The sequence below is a fragment of the Myxococcus sp. MH1 genome, from assembly GCF_059738865.1.
Window position 1 is genome coordinate 4,338,569 of record NZ_AP026947.1, and the last position, 23,850, is coordinate 4,362,418.

The 23,850-nt window shown below is 66.9% G+C and carries 20 protein-coding genes and 3 pseudogenes; 10 read left to right on the forward strand and 13 right to left on the reverse strand.

All coding sequences use genetic code 11. The features are described 5' to 3' along the window. Nucleotides 1–83: 83 nt before the first annotated feature. Complete coding sequence (locus AC6JA9_RS17430; protein ID WP_497960215.1) at nucleotides 84–1,238, forward strand: serine/threonine protein kinase; 1,155 nt, start codon at nucleotides 84–86, stop codon at nucleotides 1,236–1,238. A 262-nt stretch (nucleotides 1,239–1,500) separates the two neighbouring features. On the opposite strand, the pseudogene AC6JA9_RS17435 reads toward AC6JA9_RS17430, so the two are convergent. Then, nucleotides 1,501–1,998, reverse strand: a pseudogene (locus AC6JA9_RS17435) (tyrosine-type recombinase/integrase); the annotation flags it as partial. Between the two features lie 211 nt (nucleotides 1,999–2,209). Between AC6JA9_RS17435 and AC6JA9_RS17440 the strand changes: the two are divergent. Further along, a pseudogene (locus tag AC6JA9_RS17440) lies at nucleotides 2,210–2,886 on the forward strand (IS256 family transposase); the annotation flags it as partial. 116 nt (nucleotides 2,887–3,002) lie between these two features. Beyond that, a complete protein-coding gene (locus AC6JA9_RS17445; RefSeq protein ID WP_483579415.1) occupies nucleotides 3,003–3,296 on the forward strand; it encodes a transposase in 294 nt (97 codons plus the stop codon). On the opposite strand, the gene AC6JA9_RS17450 is transcribed toward AC6JA9_RS17445, so the two are convergent. After that, entirely contained in the window at nucleotides 3,270–3,674 is a 405-nt protein-coding gene (locus AC6JA9_RS17450; RefSeq protein WP_483577679.1) for a hypothetical protein, read from the reverse strand. The genes AC6JA9_RS17445 and AC6JA9_RS17450 overlap by 27 nt on opposite strands. Before the next feature lie 296 nt (nucleotides 3,675–3,970). Between AC6JA9_RS17450 and AC6JA9_RS17455 the strand changes: the two genes are divergently transcribed. Both AC6JA9_RS17455 and AC6JA9_RS17460 read left to right on the forward strand, forming a co-directional pair. After that, nucleotides 3,971–4,879, forward strand: a complete 909-nt coding sequence (locus AC6JA9_RS17455) for a TIR domain-containing protein (RefSeq protein ID WP_497960217.1) — start codon at nucleotides 3,971–3,973, stop codon at nucleotides 4,877–4,879. An 18-nt stretch (nucleotides 4,880–4,897) separates the two neighbouring features. After that, complete coding sequence (locus tag AC6JA9_RS17460; protein WP_483577681.1) at nucleotides 4,898–5,590, forward strand: adenylate/guanylate cyclase domain-containing protein; 693 nt, start codon at nucleotides 4,898–4,900, stop codon at nucleotides 5,588–5,590. A 16-nt stretch (nucleotides 5,591–5,606) separates the two neighbouring features. On the opposite strand, the gene AC6JA9_RS17465 is transcribed toward AC6JA9_RS17460, so the two are convergent. The 3 genes from AC6JA9_RS17465 to AC6JA9_RS17475 form a co-directional block, all read right to left on the reverse strand. Then, on the reverse strand, nucleotides 5,607–5,996 hold the full coding sequence (locus AC6JA9_RS17465) for a phage portal family protein (protein WP_483577682.1): 390 nt from the start codon (nucleotides 5,994–5,996) through the stop codon (nucleotides 5,607–5,609). Nucleotides 5,997–6,076: 80 nt separating this feature from the next. Then, nucleotides 6,077–6,364, reverse strand: a complete 288-nt coding sequence (locus AC6JA9_RS17470) for a hypothetical protein (RefSeq protein WP_497960218.1) — start codon at nucleotides 6,362–6,364, stop codon at nucleotides 6,077–6,079. A gap of 408 nt (nucleotides 6,365–6,772) precedes the next feature. Further along, the gene (locus tag AC6JA9_RS17475) at nucleotides 6,773–6,910 is read right to left on the reverse strand and encodes a hypothetical protein (protein WP_223785987.1); all 138 of its coding nucleotides are present in this window, start codon (nucleotides 6,908–6,910) and stop codon (nucleotides 6,773–6,775) included. 726 nt (nucleotides 6,911–7,636) lie between these two features. On the opposite strand from AC6JA9_RS17475, the pseudogene AC6JA9_RS17480 reads away from it, so the two are divergent. Continuing rightward, nucleotides 7,637–8,158: pseudogene (locus AC6JA9_RS17480) on the forward strand (S41 family peptidase); the annotation flags it as partial. A 359-nt stretch (nucleotides 8,159–8,517) separates the two neighbouring features. Here the strand turns inward: AC6JA9_RS17480 and AC6JA9_RS17485 are convergent. Beyond that, a complete protein-coding gene (locus AC6JA9_RS17485; RefSeq protein ID WP_483577685.1) occupies nucleotides 8,518–10,896 on the reverse strand; it encodes an Ig-like domain-containing protein in 2,379 nt (792 codons plus the stop codon). Between the two features lie 595 nt (nucleotides 10,897–11,491). Here AC6JA9_RS17485 and AC6JA9_RS17490 point away from each other — a divergent pair. Both AC6JA9_RS17490 and AC6JA9_RS17495 read left to right on the forward strand, forming a co-directional pair. Further along, the gene (locus tag AC6JA9_RS17490; RefSeq protein WP_223750199.1) at nucleotides 11,492–11,821 is read left to right on the forward strand and encodes a hypothetical protein; all 330 of its coding nucleotides are present in this window, start codon (nucleotides 11,492–11,494) and stop codon (nucleotides 11,819–11,821) included. Nucleotides 11,822–12,287: 466 nt separating this feature from the next. Further along, nucleotides 12,288–12,725, forward strand: a complete 438-nt coding sequence (locus AC6JA9_RS17495; protein WP_497960220.1) for a hypothetical protein — start codon at nucleotides 12,288–12,290, stop codon at nucleotides 12,723–12,725. 8 nt (nucleotides 12,726–12,733) lie between these two features. On the opposite strand, the gene AC6JA9_RS17500 is transcribed toward AC6JA9_RS17495, so the two are convergent. Then, nucleotides 12,734–12,955, reverse strand: coding sequence for a hypothetical protein (locus tag AC6JA9_RS17500; protein ID WP_223750197.1), 222 nt, complete (start codon nucleotides 12,953–12,955; stop codon nucleotides 12,734–12,736). A 130-nt stretch (nucleotides 12,956–13,085) separates the two neighbouring features. Between AC6JA9_RS17500 and AC6JA9_RS17505 the strand changes: the two genes are divergently transcribed. Next, a complete protein-coding gene (locus tag AC6JA9_RS17505) occupies nucleotides 13,086–14,498 on the forward strand; it encodes a serine hydrolase domain-containing protein (RefSeq protein WP_483577686.1) in 1,413 nt (470 codons plus the stop codon). A 377-nt stretch (nucleotides 14,499–14,875) separates the two neighbouring features. Here AC6JA9_RS17505 and AC6JA9_RS17510 read toward each other — a convergent pair whose 3' ends face one another. Next, nucleotides 14,876–16,201, reverse strand: a complete 1,326-nt coding sequence (locus tag AC6JA9_RS17510; RefSeq protein ID WP_497958065.1) for an IS701 family transposase — start codon at nucleotides 16,199–16,201, stop codon at nucleotides 14,876–14,878. A 323-nt stretch (nucleotides 16,202–16,524) separates the two neighbouring features. Between AC6JA9_RS17510 and AC6JA9_RS17515 the strand changes: the two genes are divergently transcribed. Then, nucleotides 16,525–20,160 carry a protein kinase domain-containing protein gene (locus tag AC6JA9_RS17515; protein ID WP_497960222.1) on the forward strand — a complete coding sequence of 1,212 codons (3,636 nt, stop codon included), beginning with the start codon at nucleotides 16,525–16,527 and terminating at the stop codon, nucleotides 20,158–20,160. On the opposite strand, the gene AC6JA9_RS17520 is transcribed toward AC6JA9_RS17515, so the two are convergent. The 5 genes from AC6JA9_RS17520 to AC6JA9_RS17540 form a co-directional block, all read right to left on the reverse strand. Beyond that, nucleotides 20,150–20,536: a hypothetical protein gene (locus AC6JA9_RS17520; RefSeq protein ID WP_223750194.1), complete on the reverse strand. Its 387-nt coding sequence runs from the start codon at nucleotides 20,534–20,536 to the stop codon at nucleotides 20,150–20,152. The genes AC6JA9_RS17515 and AC6JA9_RS17520 overlap by 11 nt on opposite strands. Before the next feature lie 73 nt (nucleotides 20,537–20,609). Next, nucleotides 20,610–21,080 carry a hypothetical protein gene (locus tag AC6JA9_RS17525; protein WP_497960224.1) on the reverse strand — a complete coding sequence of 157 codons (471 nt, stop codon included), beginning with the start codon at nucleotides 21,078–21,080 and terminating at the stop codon, nucleotides 20,610–20,612. Further along, entirely contained in the window at nucleotides 21,061–21,405 is a 345-nt protein-coding gene (locus tag AC6JA9_RS17530) for a hypothetical protein (RefSeq protein WP_223750192.1), read from the reverse strand. Before AC6JA9_RS17530 ends, AC6JA9_RS17525 begins: the two co-directional genes overlap by 20 nt. Before the next feature lie 60 nt (nucleotides 21,406–21,465). Beyond that, nucleotides 21,466–23,076: a sigma 54-interacting transcriptional regulator gene (locus tag AC6JA9_RS17535; RefSeq protein WP_324289043.1), complete on the reverse strand. Its 1,611-nt coding sequence runs from the start codon at nucleotides 23,074–23,076 to the stop codon at nucleotides 21,466–21,468. A 38-nt stretch (nucleotides 23,077–23,114) separates the two neighbouring features. Further along, complete coding sequence (locus tag AC6JA9_RS17540; protein WP_473569365.1) at nucleotides 23,115–23,843, reverse strand: hypothetical protein; 729 nt, start codon at nucleotides 23,841–23,843, stop codon at nucleotides 23,115–23,117. Nucleotides 23,844–23,850 lie beyond the last annotated feature (7 nt).

Here is a 23,850-nt window from a genome sequence, read left to right on the forward strand (position 1 = left end):
CCTTCCTTCGATACCCCATCTCATGGGTAGCATGGTCTCCGCAGCGCGTGGCGTTCGGGCCTCGCGCAGGTGGAGGGACACGCATGGCGGCAATCGAGTTCGGCGTTCCACGGGGGGCGATCCTCTTCGAGAAGGACGGCTTCAAGTACGAGTTCCGCGACAGCTTGGGGGAGGCTCATCACGGGCTGAGCCTGTTCGTCGCGAGGCGCCGGACGCTGGAGGGCAACCATCCACGGGGGAGGGTGCTACTCAAAGCGGTCGCGGCGCATACGAGCCAGGATGTGAGGCGCGTCAAGAGGGCGAGGCAGAAGCTCGAAGAGCAGGTGCGCCTCGCGATGTTCCTCGACCACCCGGCGATCCTTCGTGTCCACGGACTGCACAAGGCGGAAGGGGCTTCGTACGTCATCACGGAGCACCCGTCCGGGCATTCGGTGCGGGAGCTGCTGGCGCTCGCAGGGGAGTGTGGGCACACCTTCTCTCCGCTGTTCGTGCTCTACCTGGGAGCGCAGGTTGCCGCGGCGCTGGAGCATGCCCACGAAGCGAAGGACGAGCAGGGGCGGCCCCTCAACATCGTGCATCGAGCCATCGACCTCGGAACCCTCTTCGTTGATTGGAAGGGTGGGGTGCAGGTCGCCGACTTCGGTCTCGCCCTATCGAGCTTGCCGGGCCGCGTTTCATCGACGGTGCACCGACCGCAGGGGGATGCGTTCTACTCGTCTCCGGAAATGCTCCTGACGGGGCGGGTCGACGCGCGCTCGGACCTGTTCGCGCTCGGTGTCGTGATGCTCGAACTCGCGACCGGGAAGAACCTCCTCGACGCTCCGGACGAGGTGACGGATGCGGTGAAGGACTCCTTGTCGAGGCGTCAGCGGGTCCGCGTCCGGCGTGCCATCAAGCGGGCGCATCTCGCCGACTGTCATCCCCTGGTGGGGGACGCCATCTGGCGCGCGGCGACCTACACGCAAGCGGACCTGGTGGCATTGACGGCGAACCTGCCGCAGGGGCTGGGCCTGACGTTGCTCAAGCTGCTTCAACGGTCTCCCGATGCCCGCTACCCCTCAGCGAGGGAGCTGGCGACGGACCTGGGGCGATGGCTCGGGGGCGAGGGGGTCTTCGGTAAGGCGGACGCAGAAGCCGAACTGCTCGGGCTCATGAAGAAGGCTGGAAGCGCGATGGCCGAGCTGGGGATTCGGCGACCCCGTGGCGTCGAGGTCTCCGACGAGGCCAGCACCCACTAATCGGGCGCTTTCCGGTGCCGAACCGCACGTTCAGGGGCCGGCCGCATGTTGCACGTATGTCGCATGAGCCTGCGGAATGGGCTGGGACAAGGTGGGATGAATCGGCACAGGGCGGGACTTCGACTTCTAGCGATTTCGGGCGGTTGCGCGGTAAGGACCTGATTCTGCTGAAGTTTTCGCACCGTCCGTCGCGGGTTCGAATCCCGCCCTGGGCACTCTCAGAAGGCTCGTAATCCTCCGGGGTTACGGGCCTTCTGCTTTTTTAGCTTCCGGTCATTGCCCCTGTATTGCCCCTCGCCAGCAAGGGGCCGTCGAGGAGCTGCACTGCGTCCTGCTTCACCTGGGGACTCAGGTGCGCGTACCTCATGGTCATGTCGAGCGTGGCGTGGCCCATCAGTTCCTGGATGACCTTCAGCGGCACGCCCCTCATGGCGAGGTGGCTTCCGTAGGTGTGACGGAGGTCGTGCCATCCGATGGTGCTCTTGTCGCGCGTGACGCCCGCCCGCTTCAGCGTGGTGATGAGCAGGTGGTCCATCATTCCCGGGGTGAGGTGCTCTCCGTTCTCCTGGCAGAAGACGAAGGGGCCTCGGAGGTGCCGGTGGGCCTTGAGGGCATCCACGACGGATTGCGGAAGATCCACCGTCCGCGAGCTGCCGCCCTTGGGAGTGCCCTCGACGCCGCGCCAGATGGTCCGCTTGACGTGGAGCTTGGCGCGGACGAGGTCGACGTCCGACCACTGGAGCCCGATAAGTTCCCCCTGCCCCCCCGTAGGGTCGTGTCCCTATAAGTGTGTAGTCGGCGAGCAGGGACGAGCGGGAAAGAGGGAAGCTCCTCGGTGAAACCAACCGAGACGGTCTCCCCCTGGCAGGGGAGCCGAGGAGTTCCCTGAAGTGGACGATACCGAGTTTGCCGCGCCCTCGCACGAGGAGGTGCGCACCGACGTGCGAGGCCTGTTCCTGGGAGCCATCCGCATGACGCTGGAGATGCTGCTGGAGGAGGAGATTCGAGGGCTGGTGGGGGCCGGGCGCTGGCAGCAGGTGGCAGGGCGGAAGGACCAGCGCAACGGCAGCTACCTGCGAGGCCTGCTGACGTCCATGGGGCACCCGTGCCCCGGACGCGGGCCAGCGGCTCGGCGGAGGCCGTCCTGGGCCGCTACAAACGGCGCAGCGAAGAGCTCGACGAGGCGATTACCAGCGCATACGTGCAGGGCGTCTCCACGCGGAAGATGGGCCGGGTGACGCGAGCGCTCATGGGTGAGGAGGTTTCGCGTTCGACGGTGAGCCGAGTGACGAAGTCCCTCGAAGAGAAGGTGGAGGGCCTTCGCACCCAGCCTCTCACCCAGGCCTTCCCCTACCTGTACCTGGATGCCACCTTCCTGGACGCCCGGTGGGCGCGCACGGTGCAGAACGTCTCGGCCCTGGTGGCCTACGGCGTGGGAGAGGATGGGCACCGGCACCTGTTGGCCGTGACTCTGGGGGGCAGCGAGTCGCAGGACTCCTGGCTGGAGTTGCTGCGCCAACTGCTCGAGCGAGGGTTGAGGGGCGTGCGCCTGGTCATCGCCGACGGGCACGCGGGACTGGCCGCCGCGGCCCGGCAGGCACTGCCCGAGGCCCAGCTCCAGCGCTGCACGGTGCACCTCACCCGGAACGTCCTCGCCAAGGCTCCCTGGCGCCTGCGCGGACGCCTCGGCAAGGAGACCTCGGCCGTCTCGAGGCCCCCTCTCTCCTGGACGCCAGGAAGCGTCTGGAGGCGCTCCAGGCCGGACTGGGCCGCCAGGTCCCCGAGGCCATGGAGTGCCTGCGCGAGGGCTTCGCCGCCGCCACCTGCTTCTTCTCCTTCCCCAAGGCCCACTGGAAGCGCCTGCGCAGCACCAACGGCCTGGAGCGTCTGCACGGCGAAGTCAAGCGCCGCATCCGCTCCGTGGGCGCCTTCCCGGACCGTGCCAGCGCGCTGCGTCTCATCACCGCCGTCGCCCTCGAAGTGACTGGTATCTGGGACGACCGCCGCTACCTCGACATGACCCTGCTCAACTCAACCCCAGACACTGCCGCTGCTTGACCCCGCCAAGGAGCATTCCTCCCCCGAACCCCCCTCCGAACAACTACACACGATTCGGGACTTGACCCCGACAATGGCGGCCATGACACGGACCTGGTGCTCGCAATCGAATCCGCCACGCTCGTTCTCGTGGTAGCGGTGCATGAGGTAGCGCACCGACACTGCATTCAGGATGCCACGGGCCACTTTGCTCTCCACCTTCCGAGCAAAGGCGTCCTCCTGGTCGAACTCGATATCCACCAGGAGGGCATCGCCCTGAACGCAGGCGCGCGCCTTGCCGATGGGCAGCACGTCCTTGCGCCCCGTGCCAAAGAGGCCGCAAGAACCGTCGTCGTGGTTATAGAGGACGACGGGGTTTGCTTTGAAGGCCTCCAGCATCCAGCCCTGGACGCTCAGACGATCGTTGAAGCGGTCGAAGTCGCCGTCGTTGGCGAGGAAGGTGTGGAACCTCGGCGCACTCTCGGCGAGCTAAGGGGCGTCCTGCTGAACGGTGAAGGGGCGGGCTCTTGATAGAGGACATGTCATTCACCTCTCATTATGGGGGTGCTTTTTGCGAGTGGCCCGCGCGGCGACCAAATGCAGGATCTGCGCCCAAGGACACCTGCCCCTGAACAGCAATGGCAGTATCTTGCCAGGGACCTGCTCTACTGATTAGCTCCCGACATGGGGGATTTATGAAAGCTCGCTATGAGGGCGATAAAGGGAAGCGGATACTCATTGAAGCTCTGATGCAACAAGCAGTTGTGCAGCACGATCCTGCACTTGCCGAGGGCCTCGCCAATATAGGGAGCCTAATTGAGTTCAAGGCTGGCGACGTAATCATGGCCCAGAACGACATTGACAACAGTATCTTCTTTATTCTCTCTGGAACAACGTCTGTCTTCATCAATGGCCGCCACGTTGCCGACAGAGGGTCACGCGAAGCCCTCGGAGAAATGGCCCTTATCGATCCGTCCGCCCCTAGGGCGGCGACCGTCAAGGCCAAAGACCCCGTAGTCGCAATGAAGATACAAGAGCCAGACTTTCATCAAATAGCCGATACTCATCCAAAAATCTGGCGCGCCATGGCCCTCGTCATGGCTCAAAGACTCAGACAGCGAAACAATTTCTATCGCCCCCCCAACGAACACCCACTGATGTTCTTGGGCTCGTCAACAGAGGGACTCTCGATCGCAAAAGAAATACAGCTAAACCTAAAGCACACCGCAACCGTTTGCATATGGACTAACGGGGTTTTTGGTCCTTCGGGAGTTCCTATTGACGACTTAATTAAGCAGGTCGATGCATGCGACTTTGCCGCCTTCGTATTCGGGCCTGATGACACCACCATAAGCAGAAGAGAACTCTATGATGCCCCTCGCGACAATGTGGTTTTCGAGCTCGGGCTCTTCATGGGGCGTGTTGGGAGAGAAAGGGCATTCATAATCAAGGAGCAGAACACTGAGATAAAGATACCTAGCGACATGCTTGGAATCACCCCAATTACGTACATCGCGAGACCTGGGGACAAGGAACTCTCGGCGGCATTAGGGCCTGCCTGTACCGAGATCGAAAACGTCATTAAAAGAATTGGCACACGATAAGCAAGGACCTCTCTCAGAATGGCACTGAAAGACGATCTCAAGTCCGAAGTCGTGGCAATCTTCAAGACTGACTGGAAGAAGAGGGCTGGACAACAGGTCCCTGAGCCTGAAAATATCGCGCTGGGAAACGACGCCGTCGAACTCGACGCCACTGTTCTGTATGCCGACCTTGCAGAATCCACGGGGCTTGTGAACGATTACAAGGCCCCCTTTGCGGCAGAGATATACAAGACCTACTTGGTATGCGCATCAAGAATCATCAAGGCCGAAGGCGGCGCCATTACTGCATTTGACGGCGACCGAGTAATGGGCATCTTCATTGGAGACAGCAAGAACACATCGGCCGTCAGGTCAGCACTCAAAATCAACTACGCAGTGACGCAGATTATCAATCCATCACTCAAGGCGCAGTATCCGACCAGTGAGTACGAAGTCCGACAGTCGGTTGGCGTAGATACAAGCACCTTATTTGCAGCCCGAACCGGCATTCGGGGTTCTAACGATCTTGTCTGGGTAGGGCGAGCAGCGAATTACGCAGCAAAGCTCTGCTCTTTGCGCGAGGGCGTATACACGTCATGGATCACATCATCAGTATATGACGTGATGGCTAATGAGGTGAAGACCACCAATGGTACTTCCATGTGGGAGAAGCGACACTGGACTGCTCGAAAGATCGATGTCTATCGGTCCTCATGGCACTGGGCACCATGACAATTAGGAACGAAGTCTACCCTTCAACTTCGATAGGAGACTGGCCCGGCATAGGCAACGGATGCCCCTGCCTGTTAGGGTCCGGGCGAAGTCCAGCGAGTTCCCGCCATTCGTCGTAGCTGAACGCCTCCGGCGTGGCGCCCATGACGCGGAGCTGGTGTTCGCGGTCCGCCGGCACAGGGCTGTCGTAGTCGAGAATGACCCCTTCGTCGCCCAGAAGAGGCATCAATCGCATCTGATACTCGGTGCGCAGGAACTCCATGCGAGGTAGCGTCGCTTGCTCGGCAAGGTTCTCCCTCGCAGCGAAGGCCGTGGCCTTGTTCGAGCTGGAGATGTCTCCCACGATTTCAGGCGGCACCCGGAAGGTCATCCGGACGAAGTCTATCAGGAAGCGGCGCAGTTCCACCCTCAGTGGTCACCCAAAACCGGCCAATGAAGGTCCCCTGAAAAGCGGCCAAAGGGGAGGGCCGAGACGTTGACGCCCGGTTAGGACGTGGGGTCCGCCTGGGGGATGGCCACGTCCTCGGCCCGTACGCCACGCGCCTTGCGCAACTGGCGCACCATCCGCTTCACCGGCGAGGCGCTCGCCGTGAAGCCCTCCACCTCCAGCCGGAGCCTGTCGTGAATGGCTCGCGGCCCCAGTCCTTGGCTCAGCAGCGCCTCTACCCGCTCCTGCCAGGGCACCAGCGAGGACGTCTGCTGCGGTGACACCTTGGACGGCAGGTACTCCTGCACCAGGGCCTTGAGCACTTCCAACTCGGGCACCTCGTCCACGGGGCCTTCCAGTGCGCCGGCCCTCACGAGGGCCGCTCGGTACTCCCTCTCCGTATTCGGACCCATTCCCAACAACCAGGCCACTTCGCGCGCACCCGCCCCCATGCGGTGCAACCGCACCCACTCTCGCAACCTGTCCATGTCGACTCTCCGGTAGCTCATCCGCGCGCGTCCCTGGCCGCACCGCGGGGCGGTGCTCTTGGACTCGCGAAGATGCACGGGATGACTGGCCCCGTAGGCGCTCTCGCCCCCGCCAACTGCGTTTCTTCCAACGGTCTTCAGGGTGGAACGGACCGCCGCCCCGACTGCTCCTGATTGCGGTCCGCTTGGCCGACCCCGCTACGAACAGCTTGGGTGACCCGCCTGCGATCCATTACCCCGGTCCGTTACGCTCGTCGCTGGGACGGGCTACGCGCTCTCCGCCTCGGGGCTTGTCACCTTCGCCGCAGCCCCAGCGGCGGGCGCGGCGCTCACCTTCACCGGGGCCGGCGCGCGGGTGCACCGCGTCGTCTGCGAGAGCTGGTCCACCAGCGTGAAGGAACTCAACGCCCACGACGTCAGCGCGGAGTTCCAGGAGGTGGCAGGGTAGGAGCCTCGGGGTGGTAGCTGCTCAAGAGTCAAAACCACTGAGGGGTATTTGCATCATGATGGCATATGTTGTTTGGTGGCAGTCTCGATGCATTTGCGCTATATTCTAGTTAAGCGCGAGTTTGTGCGCGCTTTCTCAGGGAGAATACATGCGGTCTAGCATGAGGTGGCTGTTCCTGGCGGTCGCGCTGTCGAGCGGGCTCGTGGCAGCTGAGGAGCCGAACGAAGTCTCGGAGACGTGTACCGGAATCGTGACGGATGAGACGGACCCGAAACTTCGGGAGTATCTCGCGCGACCTGATGTGTCCGTCTACCAGGTAGGGGAGACGAGGACCGTGCGGGTGTCGAAGGACAAGACGGTCTCGACTGTGGATGTCGTGTGGGTGAACTCCTCTCTCAATGATCCGCTGCCGGAGCCGGGAAAGGTGGAGTGCATCCTTGAGTGCAGCGGACCGTCGTGCAGTGGCTATGGGTGTCAGGCGCATATGAATGGCTCATGTACGCCCTTCAGTTGCTCTGGAAATGGCTGTTCTGGCAAGTGCACGCAGAAGACTGTTAGCGGTGGCCCCCTGCCTGAGTAGCTGCTGACCGTGGTGTTGTGCGTCCATATCAATGCCTTCCCCGGCGACGAGAGGTCGGTCGCCGCGGTGGGCCGGTTCATGAGAGCATGCGACGGCCAAGGCGCTCATCCTCGATGCGCGGACCCATCGCGGCGGAGGCCCTCGCGAGATGAACGTCCTGCTGTCCTATCTCTTCGAGCAGGAGACCCTCCTGGCGTACTTGGACACCCCACGGCGCAACCTCGAGCTCGAATGCGGGCCGCCCGAGGACGTCCTGATGCGCGAGGGCCCTGGGCCCGAGGGAATCCATCGGCGGGAGCACCGCGTGCACCCCCACACGACGGAGTCACGCCTCTTCGGCGCGCGGGTCTTCTACCTCGTCTCCAGCCGGACCGCGTCCGCGGCCGAGCACCTGGCGCTGGCCCTCCAGCGCACGGGGCGCGCGACCCTGGTGGGCGAGACCACGGCAGGGGCCAATCACTTCGCCTGCCCACAACCGCTCGGGGACTCGCTGGCCGTGGTCCTCCCCGTCGGGCGGACCCTGGACCCCGACACGGGAAAGGACTGGGAGGGCGTCGGCATCACCCCCGACATCCTGGTCCCCGCCGACCAGGCGCTCGAGGAAGTGCTCCAACGCCTCCGGTGAACCGGGCTCCGCGTTCACGCGCACGGACCTGTCGGACCCGGGGCGCGGCGTCACGAGAGGGCCGCGATACCGCGCTTCATCGCCACGGTGACTGACCGGAGGAGCCGTGGGTCGCAGCTCCTGCGTGGACTCGGACTGGAGGACCCAGGACGCATCTCGGAAGAGGGCCATGCCGCGAATCCACACTGCGCCGGGGCGGCACGGGCCCGCATGGAGACCCGGTGTTGCCCGGCACGTGCGATTCGTGACGACAGTCTCTGGGGGGCGCCTTCGCCGTGCGCTGCGGCCTGAAGACAACCTTCAACAGGAACGGCAACCGCGCGCCTCCCACAATGAGCAGGAGGCGCGCGACCGGACGTTCAGTACACCACCACCGAGGCGTAGACGCTGGTGCCGTTCGTGTACGCCACCAAGGCGCCGCCGTTCGACGGGAGCGCGGCGACCGCGGGCACGTTGCCCGGCCCGATGGTCCTGGCGTCCGTGGGCTGAATCAACGTCGCCCCCACGAGCATCCGGTCCAACTGGATGTTGCCCGTCCCCCGCTGCGTGACGATGTAGCCGTTGCCGAGTGCGTCCGCGTCAATCGACCGGACCGGAGCCGGAGAGACATCCGTGGGCAGGCCCGTCACCTGGATGCTCGTCCCCGGCGCGGACACCGGGATGACATCCACGTTGTCGTCCCCGAAGGAGCCCGTGACGTAGATGAACCCGTTGGAGCCCGTCCAGTCCGAGAAGAACGCCTGCCCCGGCGGCGAGCTCTGCGGACCGAAGCTCGTCCCCTGATCGCTGCTCCGACGGATGCGGAACGTCGGGTCATCGCTCACCGAGAAGACATCGCCGCTGATCTTGTCCACGAGTACGTCGAAGAAGGCATTGTTCTGGTCCACGTCCGTCACGCTGAAGTCGCCCGTGCCGCGCGCGAAGTTGCGCAGGACGCGCACCCCCGCGCCGCCTCGTGAGACGGCGACGTAGACCGCGTCGCCTGTCGAATCCAGGCTGACGGTGGGGTTGCCCGCGTTGCCGAGGCTTCGCGGCGCCTCCCAGCTCGTCCCCGCGTCCACGGTCCGGGTGAACAGCAGCGAGCCCGCGCTCGTGGCCGCCACATACGCGGTCCCCGTGGGGCCGCCCTCGATGGCGACCTCCGCCGCGTCGGTGATGCCCAGCGGCGTCGGCCCTACCCAGGTGAAACCCCGGTCCGCGCTCACGCTGACATGGACCGAGCCACCGCAGAGCATGACGACGTAGAAGCGCCCCAGGGCGTCCACCGCGGCCTTGCGGCCCGTGTTCGAATTGGCCGTGGTGCAGTTCAGCGTCCCGCTGATGAGCGTGGGAGGAATGTTCGAGAAGGCGTCCAGCTGGCACTCGGCGTCGCAGCCATCTCCCGGCGTCGTCCCGCCATCATCGCACTGCTCTCCCGCCGCGCTGTCGACCAGGCCGTCGCCGCACACCTCCAGGCCCTGACAGTCCGCTCGACAGCCATCGCCCGCGGCCCGGTTGCCGTCGTCGCACACCTCGCCCGAGTCGACGAAGCCGTCACCGCAGACCGGCGGCCCCCGGACGGTGATGCTGACGGTGGCAGTGTTCGACGTCAGCACGCCGTCGTTGGCCGTGAAGGTGAACGCGTCCGTCCCCTGGTAGTCCGCGTTCGGCGTGTAGAGCAGCTGGGCCCCCGTCCCGGACAAGGTCCCGTGGGCGGGCGGCGTCGTCACCGTGAAGCCCAGCACATCCCCGTCCACGTCCGTGGCCACCACGGTGACGGGCGTCGACGTGTTGTGGTTCACCGTCACCGCCGCGGAGGTCGCCACGGGCGCGTCGTTGACCGGCGTCACCGTGACGGTGACGGTGGCCCTCGCCTGCTTCTTCCCGTCCGAGACCGTGACCTGGAACGCATCCGTCCCGTTGAAGTTCGCGTTCGGGGTGTACGTCACCACGGCTCCCGTGCCCGTGAGCGTGCCATGGTCGGGCAGGGTGAACGTGTAGGTCAGCGCGTCGCCATCCGGATCCGTCGCGGGGAGGGTGATGTCCACCGCGGTGTCCTCGGGGGTGGTCGCCTGGACGGGCTCGACGGTGGGGGCGCGGTTGTTGTCGCAGACGCTCGGCTGTCCCGTGCAGGTGTAGCCCGGCTCGACCTCGCAGACACTGCTGCAGCCGTCTCCGGAGTGCTGATTGCCGTCGTCACAGACTTCGTACCCGTCCAGCACGCCGTCCCCACAGATGACCCGCAGCGACGTCTCCACCGCGTCCACCAGATACACGGCGAGCGCCCCCTTCAGGCGCACGTAGCGATAGGGCACGTTCCCAGGGTACCTCGCCACCGCGATATGGGTCCCCAGGCCCAGCTCGACCAGGTGCAGCGGGCTGGAGCCAATGAAGGTCCCATCCGCCTTCAGGAAGTCCACCTGGGCCACCAGCGCCAGCGACAGGCCCTGGTAGTAGACGCGCAGGTCCCCGGTCCCTTCTTCACCCTGGCCCAGGTCCAGCACCAGCGCCGCGTTGAGCAGGCCCAGCAGGGTCGCCGCCCTCCCGTCCGGAGCGCCCAGCGCCGCGCTCGCGTTGAGCACCGCCGCGTTGGTGCCCGACGCCACCGCGTCCGCATACGGGTCCCACGTCAACGCCGCCTCCCCGGATTGCGACATCCCGGGCTCCGGAGCACGGACCTGCTCCTCCACCACGGGTTCCGCACCGCACGCCGCCAGCGACAGGGCCAGCGTCACGCCGAGCCCCCATGACCACGTCATCCCAGGACCACTTCGCATCGATGGACTCCCCCCGAGGAGCAAGATGATGCCCGGAATGGACCATCCCCCTCGTGGATTGAACGACAGCTCTTCTTGCGACCGACGTCTCGTCGCGCAATACATGAATGGCCAACGTCCTCCGGCCACCAGCCGCCAGGCACTCGAGTGCCATGGACACATGTCAACGACAGGTGTCGACAGCGCTTCGCGTCTCAGGGGCTCGCTTCAGACATGCTCGTGACGGGGCCTTCAGTGACCCTGACCAGGAGCGGCTCGGAGACGACCCGGCGACTCATAGCGCATTGCCTGTCGTGATACCAGGAATGCCGTCAATTCTCGGGCGCTAGGGCAGACATCCAGCATCCTCGGCCTGGCGTCACGACCCCGCTCCTGACACGTCAAATCCTTCCCTTGACATGTCAAACCACGCGGCGTGGCCCCAGGCCGCGAACGGGGTCACCGGGCCCGGGCTTCTTCATCTCCGGGTGTGAGGTTTGCAGCGCGGGCTCCCGCCCGACGATCCGGGCCCAACCGGAGATGACCGATGATGCCTCGCCGCTCCTTGTCCTTCCTCGCACTGGGAAGCTGCCTCTTGATGTCTGGCGCCGAAGCGCAGACGCCTTCCTCCCAGGCGCCCGCGAATGCGTGCTACCTGTGGAAGGGGCGCGGGGGCAATCCCACGCAGAGCTACATGGTGACCCACGCCAGCTGCCGCCCCTGGAATCGCAACCACGGGTGGAGCTTCATCCAGACGAACAATGGGGTGGACTACTATCGCGGAACCTTCGAGGGCGCGGCGGCCACGCCCTCGCTCTGGGCCGTCTACGCGGACTTCGGCTCCGCGGTGCTCACCACCCAGGCGGACTACGACGCCTTCATCGCCAACACCCGGTTGTCCGGCTCCTGCGCGGACTGTCTGCCGTAACCGCGGAGCTTCGGTGCTGGTGGGGCCGCCAGGCGTGGCCCCCTTCGAGATGAGGCGCCGAGGGTCCCTCGCGCCTCATCCGCCGCCTCGGTCTGTCGCCGCACAACGGGCTTCGCACCCGGGCGGGAGTGTGCACCGGGCTGCACATGCCAGGCACCACGTCGCGTGAGCGGGCCGCGCATCTGCTGGAAACTCCTCGGGGCTCGGAGGGGCTCCTGGCTTGCAGTGGCGCATGCGCATGTTCGTCATCACGGCACGACTCCTGTCGACATGGTCCTTGCTGTTTTCACTGCTGTTCCTCTCCCCGCGCCTCGCGCTCGCGTCCAGCGAGGGCCCCGGGGCCGCTGAAGCGCCCCTTCCGGATGGAGCCACGAGCATTCCGCCTCGGGAGGCGGCCCCGTCATCCGACGCAGCGGCGCTCGCGGCGCTTCGCACGAGTGCCCGCATCGCGGTGGAGATTGGCGCCATGTCCGTGACCTCCTTGTCGATGGGGCTCCCCGGCTTCTTCGTGGGCAATGCGTCTTGTCAATCCCGCTCGGGAATCGGTGCGTGCATCGACAATGCAGCTGCGGGCTTCCTCGTGGGCGCCGCCGTGGGCGCGCCCATCGGCATCATGTGGGGAGCACGCATCCTGGATGGAAAGGGGACGTGGAGCGGAACGCTCCTGGGGGCCGGGGTCGGCGCGGGGACGGGCACCGTGGTGTCTCTGCTCCTGGTGGAGAAGGGCGACTTCATCATCGTCCCTTCGGTCGCCCTGGTGGGCTCGGTCCAGGGGTCCTTCGTGGGCCATGAACTGTCCCATGCCGCCAACAGCGCGCCGCCGGCCCCGTCGGACGTCCACCTGCAACCCCTGGTCTCGGTGACCCAGGGGGGGATGACGTTGGGGTTGGGCGGCCGGTTCTGAGCGTCGCCTCACAGGCGGTAGACGAGCACGTCGTGGTTCGAGGGACTCATCCACACGATGGCGTCCAGGCTGGGGAAGTCGATGGCCCGGCGCCGCGCGATGCCGCACCGCGGGGCGGGGGCGGCATTGGCGAACGTCTTGGGCCGCGGCGTCGCGGGCGTGGTCCTCCGGTAGACAGTTTCGCTGACATGCGCGTGAGGCCCCCATGGCTCGGGGGCGCGCGAATTCATTCGGAGGGCTTGCGTGGAGCGGGGCTATCCTCCCTGGAGGGGCGGAGGGCAGGCGGAGACCTGCCAAGAAGCGCAATCCTGTTGCAGTCATTGCGTAGGGCCACAGGGGTGTTCTCGCGCAGGAGCTTTCATGCAAGGTCGTTCGGGGCAGAGGCGGATCTTCGGCGTCATCCTTGGTGTCCTCCTCGCGGCGGGGCCCGCGTTGGCGCAGGGCTCGTTGCGAGGGCGCATCGACGCGTTCGTCCAGGCGGAGCAGAAGCGTCAGGGCGTGGTGGGGCTCGCGGTGGGCGTGGTGCACAATGGGCGCGTCGTGCTCGCGAAGGGGTACGGCTCCGCCGACCTGGAGCACCGCGTCCCCGTGGGGACGGACACGCTCTTCCAGTCGGGCTCGGTGGGGAAGATGTTCACCGCCATGGCGGTGATGGCGCAGGTGGAGGCGGGCAGGGTGTCGCTGTCCGACTCCATCACGAAGCACTTCCCGGACGCCCCCGCGTCCTGGGCGCCCATCACCGTGCGCCACCTGTTGACGCACACGTCCGGCATCCAGGACCTGGAGGGGAAGCTCGACGAGCGCAAGGACTACACGGACGAGGAGTTCGCGCGGTTCATCTACACGCTGCCCCTGGAGTTCCCGGCGGGCCTGCGCTTCAGCTACAGCAACTCCGGCTATGTCCTGCTGGGCCTGCTGGTGAATCGCATCACGGGCACGACGTATGTCGATGTCCTGGACGCGAAGGTCTTCAAGCCCGCGGGCATGAAGACGGCGCGCGGCATCAGCGAGGCCGACATCATCCCCAACCGCTCGTCCGGTTATCAGTTGGTGAAGGGCACGCCCAAGCACCAGACCTGGGTGTCCCCGTCACTCAACACGACGGGAGACGGAGCGCTCTACTTCTCCGTGAAGGACCTGCTGGCGTGGGACACCGCCGTGCGGAAGCGCGCGCTCTTGAGCGAGGAGAGCTGGCGCGAGATCCTCTCACCGGTGCGGCTCAACAGCGGCGCCACGCATCCCTATGGGTTCGGCTGGCAACTGCTGGAGCGCAATGGCAAGCCGCTGCTCCAGCACGGTGGCGCGTGGCAGGGCTTCCGCGCCAACTACTCTCACTACGTGGGGGACTCGCTGTCCATCATCGTGCTGGCGAACACGGCGCAGGCCAGCCCCGGGCGGTTCACCGAGGGCATCGCCGCCATCGTCAACCCGGCGCTCGGTCCGCCGAAGCTCGCCGCCGTCGAGGACACCGAGCCGCAGGTCACCGCCCAGCTGACGGCGTTCCTCGAGGAGGTGAGGGCGGGGACGGTGGACAAGGCCCGCTTCGCCTACGCGCCGCCGTGGCTCGCCTCGGAGGCGCTGCCGCATTTCACGGAGCGCCTGAAGAAGCTGGGGCCCACGGGGAAGTTGCGGCTCGCCCAGCGAGAGGTGGTGGGCGATGACCGCGTCTACACGTACCTGGTGGACTTCGGCACCGACACCTACGTGTACAAGGTGTCGGTCATCCCGGATGGCCGCGTGTCCCTGTTCGGCATGAACGAGCTGAAGAAGTAGCGAAGGCCCTGGAGGCCCATGCGGCCAGCGGGTTGGTCCCCGGGGCGGTGCTATGACATTGGGCGCATCTCAGGTTGAAGAGCAGTGGCCCCGTGATGGGGTTGCCCGGCAGGAGGTCTTCCGCGTGAGCGACGGGGGATGCCACGACAAGCACAGGGCCAGCAGTCCCAGAGTCAACCTGTGGTGGGAGGTCGAACGCAGCCTGGTGGTGCTCCTTGTGTGGGGTGATTCATGAAACACGTCCCAAACGAGCTGAAGTCGGCTTCAAGGAGGGTGTTCGAAGAGGGACGCTCCCTGTGTCTGCGGGCGAGTGGATGTTCGAGGATGTCTCAGACTCGACTTTCGCCATTTTAGAGCGAGGGAGAGAGCGCGACGGTCTACTCCGTGCTCTCCTGAGATGGCGGGGCGCGAGAGGCAGCACGTAAGTTGGCGCGAAGTCGACGCGGCGAATGCCAGCGGGCCCGGGCCAGGGAGGATTGAGCCAGGCGGAGGACATCCGCGAAGCTGACCGTGGTCTTGGTGGTGTACCAGGGGCGCAGAGGCCACCTCATCTGTTGCCAGCTGGCGGTGAGCTCCAGGTACCAGAGGACGAGAAGGGTGTAGCTCAAGCCAGCGAAGGGAGCGGTGCGAAGCACGGCCAGGCGACGGCGGGCCCGCGAGTCGGCGAAGCCAAGCAGTTGCTTCAAGTCCCGGAAGAGCACTTCGATGCTCCACCTGAAGGCATACCGTTCCACCACTTCGAGGGCAGACAGGGAGGGGGCGGTGCAGAAGAAGACTCGCAGGGGGCGGCTTCCACTTGTCATCCGCACGACGACCACCTTGAGCATCCGCTCGCCGGCAGCACTCCTCCACCGGGCCACTACCTCCTTGTAGTCCACCTGCTGCGAGCGGCCGTAGAGCTGGGCTGTCAGCCGCATCCAGGGGAGTGCTGAATCTCTGGCAAGGGCCTCGGGCTTGGGCACCGGCACGTCACGCGTCAGCCAGCGGCCCGTTTTCCGCGAGCGGCAGCGGTGCACGCGCGGGCGCGTCAGCACTGCATCTGGACGCATGGCTCCGACGAAGACGAGCCGCTGCGGCAACCCCTTGAGCAGGGTGCTGCATGAGTACGCTTCGTCCGCGGCCAGTTCCAAAGGGCCCGTTGGCAGCCAGCTGAGGACACGCTCAACCAACTCTCGGCCCAACTGCGTTTTCTTCCGGTGCCGGATGTCCCTCCTCTGGCACTCGGCTTGGGTGCGGTAGAGCCGGAAGAGAACGGGCAGTGCCCAGGGGCGCGCAGCAAAGGGCACGTGCACCAGCACCGCGAGCGTCACCCAGACGTGGCCGAAGCAGAAGACGCGCATGGCCCGGGTGGAGCGAACCGCATCCAGGTGACTGCCCAGGCCGAAAACCTTCGGCCCCTTGTGACTGCAAAGGGTGTCATCGAGTACCAACCGCACGGGTCCCAATGCCGCCAGCTTCAACAGGAGCAGTCGGCCTACCTCGTCCGTACTCCACCGCGTCCGGGAGAAGAAGCGATGGAAGGCCGCATGGTGCTGCACGCCCGACACTCCCGCTGCCACCAGCGCCTCGGTAACGGCGTGCGTGCCTCCACTGCACACCCAGCCGGCGAACAGCACCAGGAAGCGGAGGAACGAGGGCTCGGTGAACGCCGGCCGAACCAGCTGCAGGACTCGAAGCAGTGCATACAAATGGGAAGCGGCCATCGCAGACCTCGAAGGTGCTGGAAGAGGCGTGTCTTGCCGGACACCTCTCTCAGCTGGTCTCGATGGCCGCTCTTTACCTACCCTCAGCCCTCTCTCCTCTCGGCCCCCTGCTTGGGCATCCCACCCCAAAAGGGCGAAAGTCGAGTCAGAGCTCGACACCTGGGCTCGACCTGGGGCGCTCCAAGGCGGCCCATGCGGGCCTGGGGCTCCCCGGACCTGCGCTGTAGCGCGGGGACGTGCGGGGCCCCCTCCCAGACCTGTCCCGCTCAGGGCATGCTAGGCACCCGTGGAGGGTTGTTGCCTGTTCCTGACCGCGGGGTCCCATGGCTGTCCAGGATGGTGATGAGCCGTTGCTCGGGGTGGCGCTGGCTGAAGGCCTGCTCACCCGGGACGAGGTGACTGCGATTCGCGAGGAGGCGCTCCGGATGGGGAAGAGCCCCCTCCAGCTCCTGCTGGAGCGTGGGCGGCTCTCCGCGCAGACGCTGGCGGCGCTGCGTCAGGACCTGTCCAGTCACCCGGCTCCGAACCCCGCGGCGGGCCCTTCTCCCGACGACACGGTCACGGTGTCGCCTCCCGTCGAGGCACGGAGCGCGATAGCGCCCGAGGACTTCCCCGTGCCCGGGTGGGACCGCTACCAGCCCGTCCGGCTCCTGGGGCAGGGCGGCATGGGGCGCGTGTTCCTCGCGTGGGACCCGCGCCTGCGACGTCAGGTGGCGCTCAAGTTCGTCCGCGACGAGTCGTCGTGGCTCACGCGCCGCTTCATCGCGGAGGCCCGCGCCCAGGCCCGCGTGAGTCACGAGCGCGTCTGCGAGGTCTATGAGGTCGGTGAGGTCCAGAACAAGGTCTTCATCGCCATGCGGTTCATCGACGGGCAACCCCTCGGCACGCTCGCTCCGTCGCTGCGCCTGGAGCAGCGGGTGATGGTGCTCCGGGATGCCGCGCTCGGCGTGCACGAGGCGCATCGCGTGGGCCTCATCCATCGCGACCTGAAGCCCTCCAACATCATGGTGGAGCGCGCCGATGACGGCACGCTGAAGCCCTATGTCATGGACTTCGGCCTCGCCCGTGACTGGTCCGCGAGCACCACCCTGGATGGGACGCTGCTGGGCACGCCCCACTACATGGCCCCCGAGCAGGCCCGCGGCGAGCACGCCTCGCTGGACCGCCGCGCGGATGTCTACAGTCTGGGCGCCAGCCTCTACTTCCTCCTCACCGGGCGTGCTCCATTCGAGGGGCACACGGCCCTGGAGGTGCTGGAGCAATTGCGCACCGCGGAGCCTCGGCCACCCCGGATGCTGGACAAGGCCATCCCCGAGGACCTGGAGGCCATCACCCTCAAGTGTCTGGAGAAGGACCGCTCCGCTCGCTACGACTCGGCGCGCGCGCTCGCGGAGGATTTGGAGCGCTACCTCTCGGGCGAGCCCGTGCGCGCGCACCGGGGCGCCAGCTACCAGCTCCGCAAGCGGTTGCGCAAACACTGGCGCCGCGTGGCAGTGGCCGCCGCGATGCTCCTGGTCGTCGCGAGCGCCCTCGGGCAGGTGGCATTGGCTCGCCATGAGGCCTCGGTGCGTGAGCGCCTGGCCCGCCGCTTCACCGAGCAGGTGGAGCGCATCGAGGCCCTGGCGCGCTACTCCGCGCTCGCCCCGCTGCACGATACGCGCGAGGACCAGCGCAGGTTGCGCGAGCGGATGGAGGTGCTCGCCGCCGAAATCGACACGGGTGGGCCGAGCGCCCAGGGCCCCGGACACTACGCGCTGGGACGAGGCGCCCTCGCGCTGGGCGACCTCGCCCAGGCCCGCCGCTCCCTGGAGTCCGCCTGGAGCGCGGACTTCCGTGAGCCCCGCGTGGCCCAGTCCCTGGCCCTGGTGATGGGGCAGCTCTACCGGGAGCACCTGCTCGAGGCCGAGCGCCTGCGCTCTCCCGAGCAACGACAGGCGCGCCTGAGTGATCTGGAGCGCGACTATCGAGACCCGGCGCTCGCGTACCTGCGCCAGAGCCAGGGCGCGGAGGGGCTCGCTCCCGAGTACGGCACGGCCCTGCTGGCCTTCTACGAAGGGCGCCTGGACGAGGCCCTCGGTCTGCTGGACACGCTGGGCACCCAGCAGCCCTGGCTCCACGAGGCGCCGATGCTGCGCGGGGACATCCTGGTGGCTCGCGCGACTCGCAAGGGCACCTCCGGTGCGCGTGAGGAGGCGCTGCGCGACTTCGAGGCCGCTCGCGGCGCCTACTCCCGGGCCATCGCCATCGCCGAGAGTCTGCCCGCGTCGCATCGGGCCCTGGCTGGGCTCGAGTACGCGGTGCTGTTGATGGAGCTCTACGACAAGGGCGATGTGGGGCCCGCCTACGAGCGGGGGCTCGCCTCCGTCGCGCGGGCGCTGGCCGCCTCACCCGAGGACTATGAGTCGCTCGTCCTGGAGGCGCGCTTCCATCGTCGCTGGGCCGAGGACCGGGGCCGCCATGGCGTGGACCTGGAGGCGCTGCTCCAGAAGTCCTCCGAGCGCCTGCGGGCCGCGCTGGCGCTCGCACCCCAGCGGCCCGAGGCGCGGCTCGAGCTGGTCAACGTCCTGCTCCAGTGGGGACAGTCCCGCCGGGAGCACGGAGGCGACCCGCGCGAGCGCTTCCGCGAGGCCCTGGCGATGCTGGAGGGAATCGCTCCCGGGCAGCGAGACCACGGGTTCCACAACCAGCGAGGGCTGCTCCACAAGGAATGGGCGGAGTACGAGGAGCAGGCGGGGCTGTCCTCGCGGGCAGCCCGTGGGAGGGCCATGGAGGCCTATCGCGAGGCCATCGCGCTCGACCCTCGACTGCCCGAGCCGTACATCAATCTGGCCATCGCATACATCACCCGGGCCGAGGGTTCGCACGGCGCGGAGCAGGAGGAGGACCTGTCCCGGGCGCGCGATGCCCTGGCCGAGGGCCGACGCATCAATCCCAGACACGTGGTGGCGTTCTTCTATGGAGGCGAGGTCCATATCCTCCTGGCGGCGCGCCGACGGAACTCGGGCGGAGACCCGGAGCCGGAGCTGAACGCCGCGCTGGAGCTGTACCGCCAGGGATTGGGCATCAATCCGCGACTGCCCCACCTCCACAACGGCGTGGGACGGGTGCTCCGACGGCTGGCGGAGGATGCGTGGGAGCGCGGCGAGGCCTCGGAGCCGCTGCTGGCCCAGGCCCAGGCGAGCTATGAGAAGGCGCTCGAGGTGGCGCCCAAGTGGCTCCCCGCGCTCAACAACCTGGGCGAGGTGCACGCCGTGCGGACCCTGCACCTGCGCGAGGCGGGGAAGGACCCGGGCGTGAGCCTCCGCGCGGCGCTGGAGGCCTACCAGCAGGCCGTGGTGCTGGCGCCGGAGCATGCCCAGCCCTGGTCCAATCTGGGCACCAGCGAGGTGCAGGGGGCCGCGGAGGACCTGGTACGAGGTAGAGACCCGGGCCCTGCGTTGAGGCGCGCGGAGGACGCGCTCCAGAAGGCCCTGAAGCACAACCCCCGGCTGGCGGAGGCCTGGAGCGGGCAGGGGGAGCGGCTCGCGGTCCTCGCCCGCTGGCGTGCATCGAAGGGGCAGGGGAAGGATGAGGACTTCGAGGCCTCGGCGCGAGCGTTCGATGAGGCCCTGAAGCTTGCTCCCGAGCGCCATGACTTCCGGCTGGCCTTCGTGCGGCTCTGTCTGGATTGGGCGGCGTGGAGCGCCGGGCGGGGCGCGGACGCGAAGGCCCTGCTGGTGCGAGGTCTCCTCCGCGTGGACGAGGCGCTGGAGGCGAGGCCCGGATGGCCCAACGCACAGGCCCACCGCGCGGGCCTGCTCCTGGCGCGGGCGGAGCTCACGCCAGGAGAGGGTGAGGACTCCCGAAGGGCGCGGCTTCAGGCGCGGGAGGCGTTGAACCTGGCGCTCTCCCGCAACCCGAATCTTGCCCCCCGTTGGTCGAACGGACGGGAGCCGCGGGGCGCCACGCTCACGCGTTGACGTGGGAGTTTCCGCGGGGCTCCTCGGTCCCCATGCCGACGTTCAACGTCCCGGTGATTTCGCCAGCCAGGACGTCTCGGAACTGGCAGGTGATCGTGTATTGCCCCGCGGGCAGGAAGTCTGGAATGGGGACGTTCTTCGGGACGAAGAGGTCGACAGGCGGACGCGAGTCGAAGCCTTGCGTCCGGAGCTGGATTCGAGCATCTCCGAGGTCGTGTGCGGTCATGAACAGGAGCACATGGGTGCTGCCCGCCGTGACGTTGATTCTACCGTCCTTGACCGGTTTCTCGTTGTGGAGCCAGTACTGCCGCGTGGCCTTGATGACGTCGAGTCCACCGCGCGCCGGGTCTTGTCTCTGTTTGGGTGGAATCCCCATGCACAACCTCCGTGATGTGAGAAGTGCCCGGGATGTGCAATCCACGGGCCCCGCCCATTCGTGCGGCTCGGGTTCAGCAACCCGGGCTGGAGTCGTCCACGCCCGCTGCTCGTGGCGACACCGAGGATGGGGGCTCATCTCCACCCTTTCCGACGTTCAACGTCCCCGTCATGTCACCCAGCAGCTTCTTCTCCGAGGAATAGACCGTGAGCAGGTAGCTCCCGGAGGGCAGGACGTCGGGAAGCAGGGTGTTCAGGCGGACGGGGGTGTGGAGGGCGGCTGCCGCGCCGCTGAGTCCGATGTGGAGCTGGACAGGTACGTCCTCGAGGATGGAGCGGGTCCCGGCCGTGATTGTGAACAGGAGGGTGTTTTCGCGGCCCGCTGGGATGCTCATGCCTTGGCGGGGCGACTTCACGTTGTTGAGATACCAGCCATCGTCCCTGAGTTCGATGCGGTAATCGGCGTGTCTCTCCAGGGGGCGCTGAGGAGCTGGGGTGCTCATCCTGGCCTCGCTTTCGCCCTGCTTACTTGTGTGCGTCGTCATCGGTGCCGGTGCCGACGTTGAGGGTCCCCGTGAGGTCTCCAGCGACGTCGCCCTCGCCCGTGTATGTGCATTCGACCGGGTGCATGCCGGGGGCCAGGCCCATGATGATGGCCCCGTCCCCGACGGGGGAGCCATCCAGGTAGAGCTGCGGTTTGATGAACTGAGGCGACGCCTCGAGTTCGACCGAGGCATGCCCTGGGATGGGAATGACCTGGCCGGGCTGATAGCCCGTGCCGTCGAGGCTCCAGAGATCCGGCTCGGCCTCGAGGGTTTCGAGGCCCGGGGCGGGTGCCAGTGGTTGCTTCTTGGGAAGGGGATTGCTCATCCATGCCTCCACTTCGTGAGAGGCACGATGTGATTGCAATCCAGGGGCCCCGTCATCGGGTCAGCCGAGCCCCAGCTCCTTGATGCGACGGCTGAGCGCGCGCCGGGAGACTTCCAGGCGGCGGACCATGGTGTCGAGGTCACCCTGGCACTCGTGGAAGCAGCGGGTGAGCTCCTCCACGCTCAAGTCCCCGGCGAGCCGGATGACCGGGCTGCGCTCGATGAGGTTGTAGATGGACGAGCGGGGGATTCCCAGGTGGTCCGCGGCGCGCTTGACGTCCCACTCGTGCGCGCGCAGGGCCTCGAGCAGCTCCGGCTCCGTCACCTCCGTGGACTTGCGGCGGGTGAGGGGCTCGGCGTCAGGCGACGCGGGAGCCGGAGGCCGCGCGAGGGGCAGGGGAGACTCCAGCTCCTGTGCGAGCCGCGGGCCCAGCTCCAGCTGGGATTGTCCCCGGCTGCCGACCACGAGCTGTCGCGCGACGTTGCGCAGCTGGCGGATGTTCCCGGGCCAGGAATGGCGCAGCAGCCGGACCGCGAGCGCCGGTGGCAACCAGGGCTCCTGGTAGGGGTCTCCCGGTGTCAGTCGATGCGACTCCCCGATGGACTCCAACGCCTCCCGGGCGAAGTGGAGGAACAACGGGGCGATGTCCTCGCGGCGCTCGCGCAGGGGCGGCAGCTGGATTTCATAGCCCGCGAGCCGGTGGAGCAGCGGCGCCTTGAAGCGGCCGTCGCGGATGTGGGTCTCGAGGTCCGCGTCCGTGGCGGCGACCAGCCTCACGTCCGTGCGAACCGGCGTGCTGGCGCCGACGGGGAACAGCTCACCCGTCTCCAGGACTCGCAGGAGCATGACCTGGAGCTCGGCGGAGGCCTCGCCGATTTCATCCAGGAAGAGGGTGCCGCCCTGGGCGGCGCGGAAGAAACCATCACGTGCCTGGTTCGCCCCGGTGAAGGCCCCCTTGGCGGCGCCGAACAGCTCCGCCGCCGCGAGCTCCCTGGGGATGGCGCCCAGGTTGATGCTCAGGAAGGGCTTCCTCGCGCGCGGGCCCTGCTGGTGGAGCGCCTGGGCGACCAATTCCTTTCCGGTCCCCGTCTCACCCCGGATGAGGACACACAGGTCCAGGTCCGCCACGCGCTGGATGTCCTTGCGCACCCGGCGCAATCCCACACTCTCTCCCACCATGCCCGGCGATGCGAGCGCGGTGGACGGTCCGGGTTCGCACAGATGCAGCAGCAGGACGAGTCGCCCCGCCAGCTCCAGGGGCACCCCCGAGCGCACCGCCTCCAGGTCCCACTCGCGCGAGTCCCGCAGTGGCACGCCGTCCGACGTGCACCGGGTCTCGGGCCCCACGCTGACGCGAATCCCTGTCTGCGTGCGATTGAACCGGAGGAAGGGCTTGCGGCTCAGGAACGGGTCCCCCAGCGGCGCACCGAAGGCGCTGGACGCGGGCGTGAAGTCCGGAGCGTTGCGCGAGAGGACCCACTCCTGCCCCGCGAGGAGGTCCTCGAGCACCCGCCGCTCGCCCACCCGGGCGAGCTGGGGATGGGCGACGAGCGTCAATACCGCCGCCGGGTGGTGCATGGGCTCACCGCCCCGGCGCGGGGGCTCCGCGGCCGTCGAGACATCCGCGAGGAGCTGGGGCGATGGAGGGGAGACGAGAGGGGGCCGGGACACGAGCTGGCATTGTAGCCGGCTTCCCACCCGCGGAGGCGCTAGTCCTGGACCAGCTTGTAGAGCGAGGCGAGGCTCTGCAAGGCGATGGACGCAGTCTGTGAGTTCTGGAGGCTGGTCGCGTTGATCCACACCACCTGCTCCCCGTTGCCCTGGAGGTTCCACTGCAGTGTCTGGGACTCGGCGCGGTTGATCTGCACCAGGTCCTTGAGCCGGGAGGTCGCGTAATAGAACGCGCTCGTGGGCTCCACCTGGCTGTTCACGAGGTTGACGGTCGCCTTCTTGGAGGTGAACTGGACGGACATGAACTGATTGACGTTGCTCTGCAGCTGTCCCTGGTACCAGGAGGGCTGGGGCGCGGTGTGGTACCGCGTGAACGTCTTGAGGGGATGCAGCTTCCCATCCGCCTCCAGCAGCGTGTTGTTGAGGCCCGTGGTGTTGGTGGGCATCTTGACGCTCCCGATGAAGCACTGCACCTGGGCTCCAGGCTGGTTGTTGCTCATGCCCACCGAGACGCTGTTGGTGTCGTCACCCGACACGAAGAACAGCGACGCCAGCCCCTGCTTCGCGTTGGTGCCGGGCACTCGCACCGTCACAGGCGCCTCGCTGGTCTTCCACACGACGGTCAGCGTGGCGCCGGTCTCGTTCTGCGCGCTGTTGTAGAAGAAGAGCGCATGGAGCAGATCCTTGTTGAGTCCGCCCGCGCAGCTCGCGGTGTCGCCTTGGGACAACGTCAGGATGTGGCCGTCGTTCCATTGATAGGAAGCCATTGCTCTC

Excerpts from the sequence above, each read along its gene's own strand:
- AC6JA9_RS17540 (WP_473569365.1), bottom strand. The coding sequence starts at position 23,843 with ATGGCTTCCTATCAATGGAACGACGGCCACATCCTGACGTTGTCCCAA.
- AC6JA9_RS17495 (WP_497960220.1), top strand. The coding sequence starts at position 12,288 with ATGTCCGTGACCTCCTTGTCGATGGGGCTCCCCGGCTTCTTCGTGGGC.
- AC6JA9_RS17460 (WP_483577681.1), top strand. The coding sequence starts at position 4,898 with ATGGCACTGAAAGACGATCTCAAGTCCGAAGTCGTGGCAATCTTCAAG.
- AC6JA9_RS17505 (WP_483577686.1), top strand. The coding sequence starts at position 13,086 with ATGCAAGGTCGTTCGGGGCAGAGGCGGATCTTCGGCGTCATCCTTGGT.
- AC6JA9_RS17490 (WP_223750199.1), top strand. The coding sequence starts at position 11,492 with ATGTCTGGCGCCGAAGCGCAGACGCCTTCCTCCCAGGCGCCCGCGAAT.
- AC6JA9_RS17520 (WP_223750194.1), bottom strand. The coding sequence starts at position 20,536 with ATGGGGATTCCACCCAAACAGAGACAAGACCCGGCGCGCGGTGGACTC.
- AC6JA9_RS17525 (WP_497960224.1), bottom strand. The coding sequence starts at position 21,080 with ATGACGACGCACACAAGTAAGCAGGGCGAAAGCGAGGCCAGGATGAGC.
- AC6JA9_RS17450 (WP_483577679.1), bottom strand. The coding sequence starts at position 3,674 with ATGCTGGAGGCCTTCAAAGCAAACCCCGTCGTCCTCTATAACCACGAC.
- AC6JA9_RS17430 (WP_497960215.1), top strand. The coding sequence starts at position 84 with ATGGCGGCAATCGAGTTCGGCGTTCCACGGGGGGCGATCCTCTTCGAG.
- AC6JA9_RS17455 (WP_497960217.1), top strand. The coding sequence starts at position 3,971 with ATGAAAGCTCGCTATGAGGGCGATAAAGGGAAGCGGATACTCATTGAA.
- AC6JA9_RS17485 (WP_483577685.1), bottom strand. The coding sequence starts at position 10,896 with ATGACGTGGTCATGGGGGCTCGGCGTGACGCTGGCCCTGTCGCTGGCG.
- AC6JA9_RS17500 (WP_223750197.1), bottom strand. The coding sequence starts at position 12,955 with ATGAATTCGCGCGCCCCCGAGCCATGGGGGCCTCACGCGCATGTCAGC.
- AC6JA9_RS17515 (WP_497960222.1), top strand. The coding sequence starts at position 16,525 with ATGGCTGTCCAGGATGGTGATGAGCCGTTGCTCGGGGTGGCGCTGGCT.
- AC6JA9_RS17510 (WP_497958065.1), bottom strand. The coding sequence starts at position 16,201 with ATGGCCGCTTCCCATTTGTATGCACTGCTTCGAGTCCTGCAGCTGGTT.
- AC6JA9_RS17530 (WP_223750192.1), bottom strand. The coding sequence starts at position 21,405 with ATGAGCAATCCCCTTCCCAAGAAGCAACCACTGGCACCCGCCCCGGGC.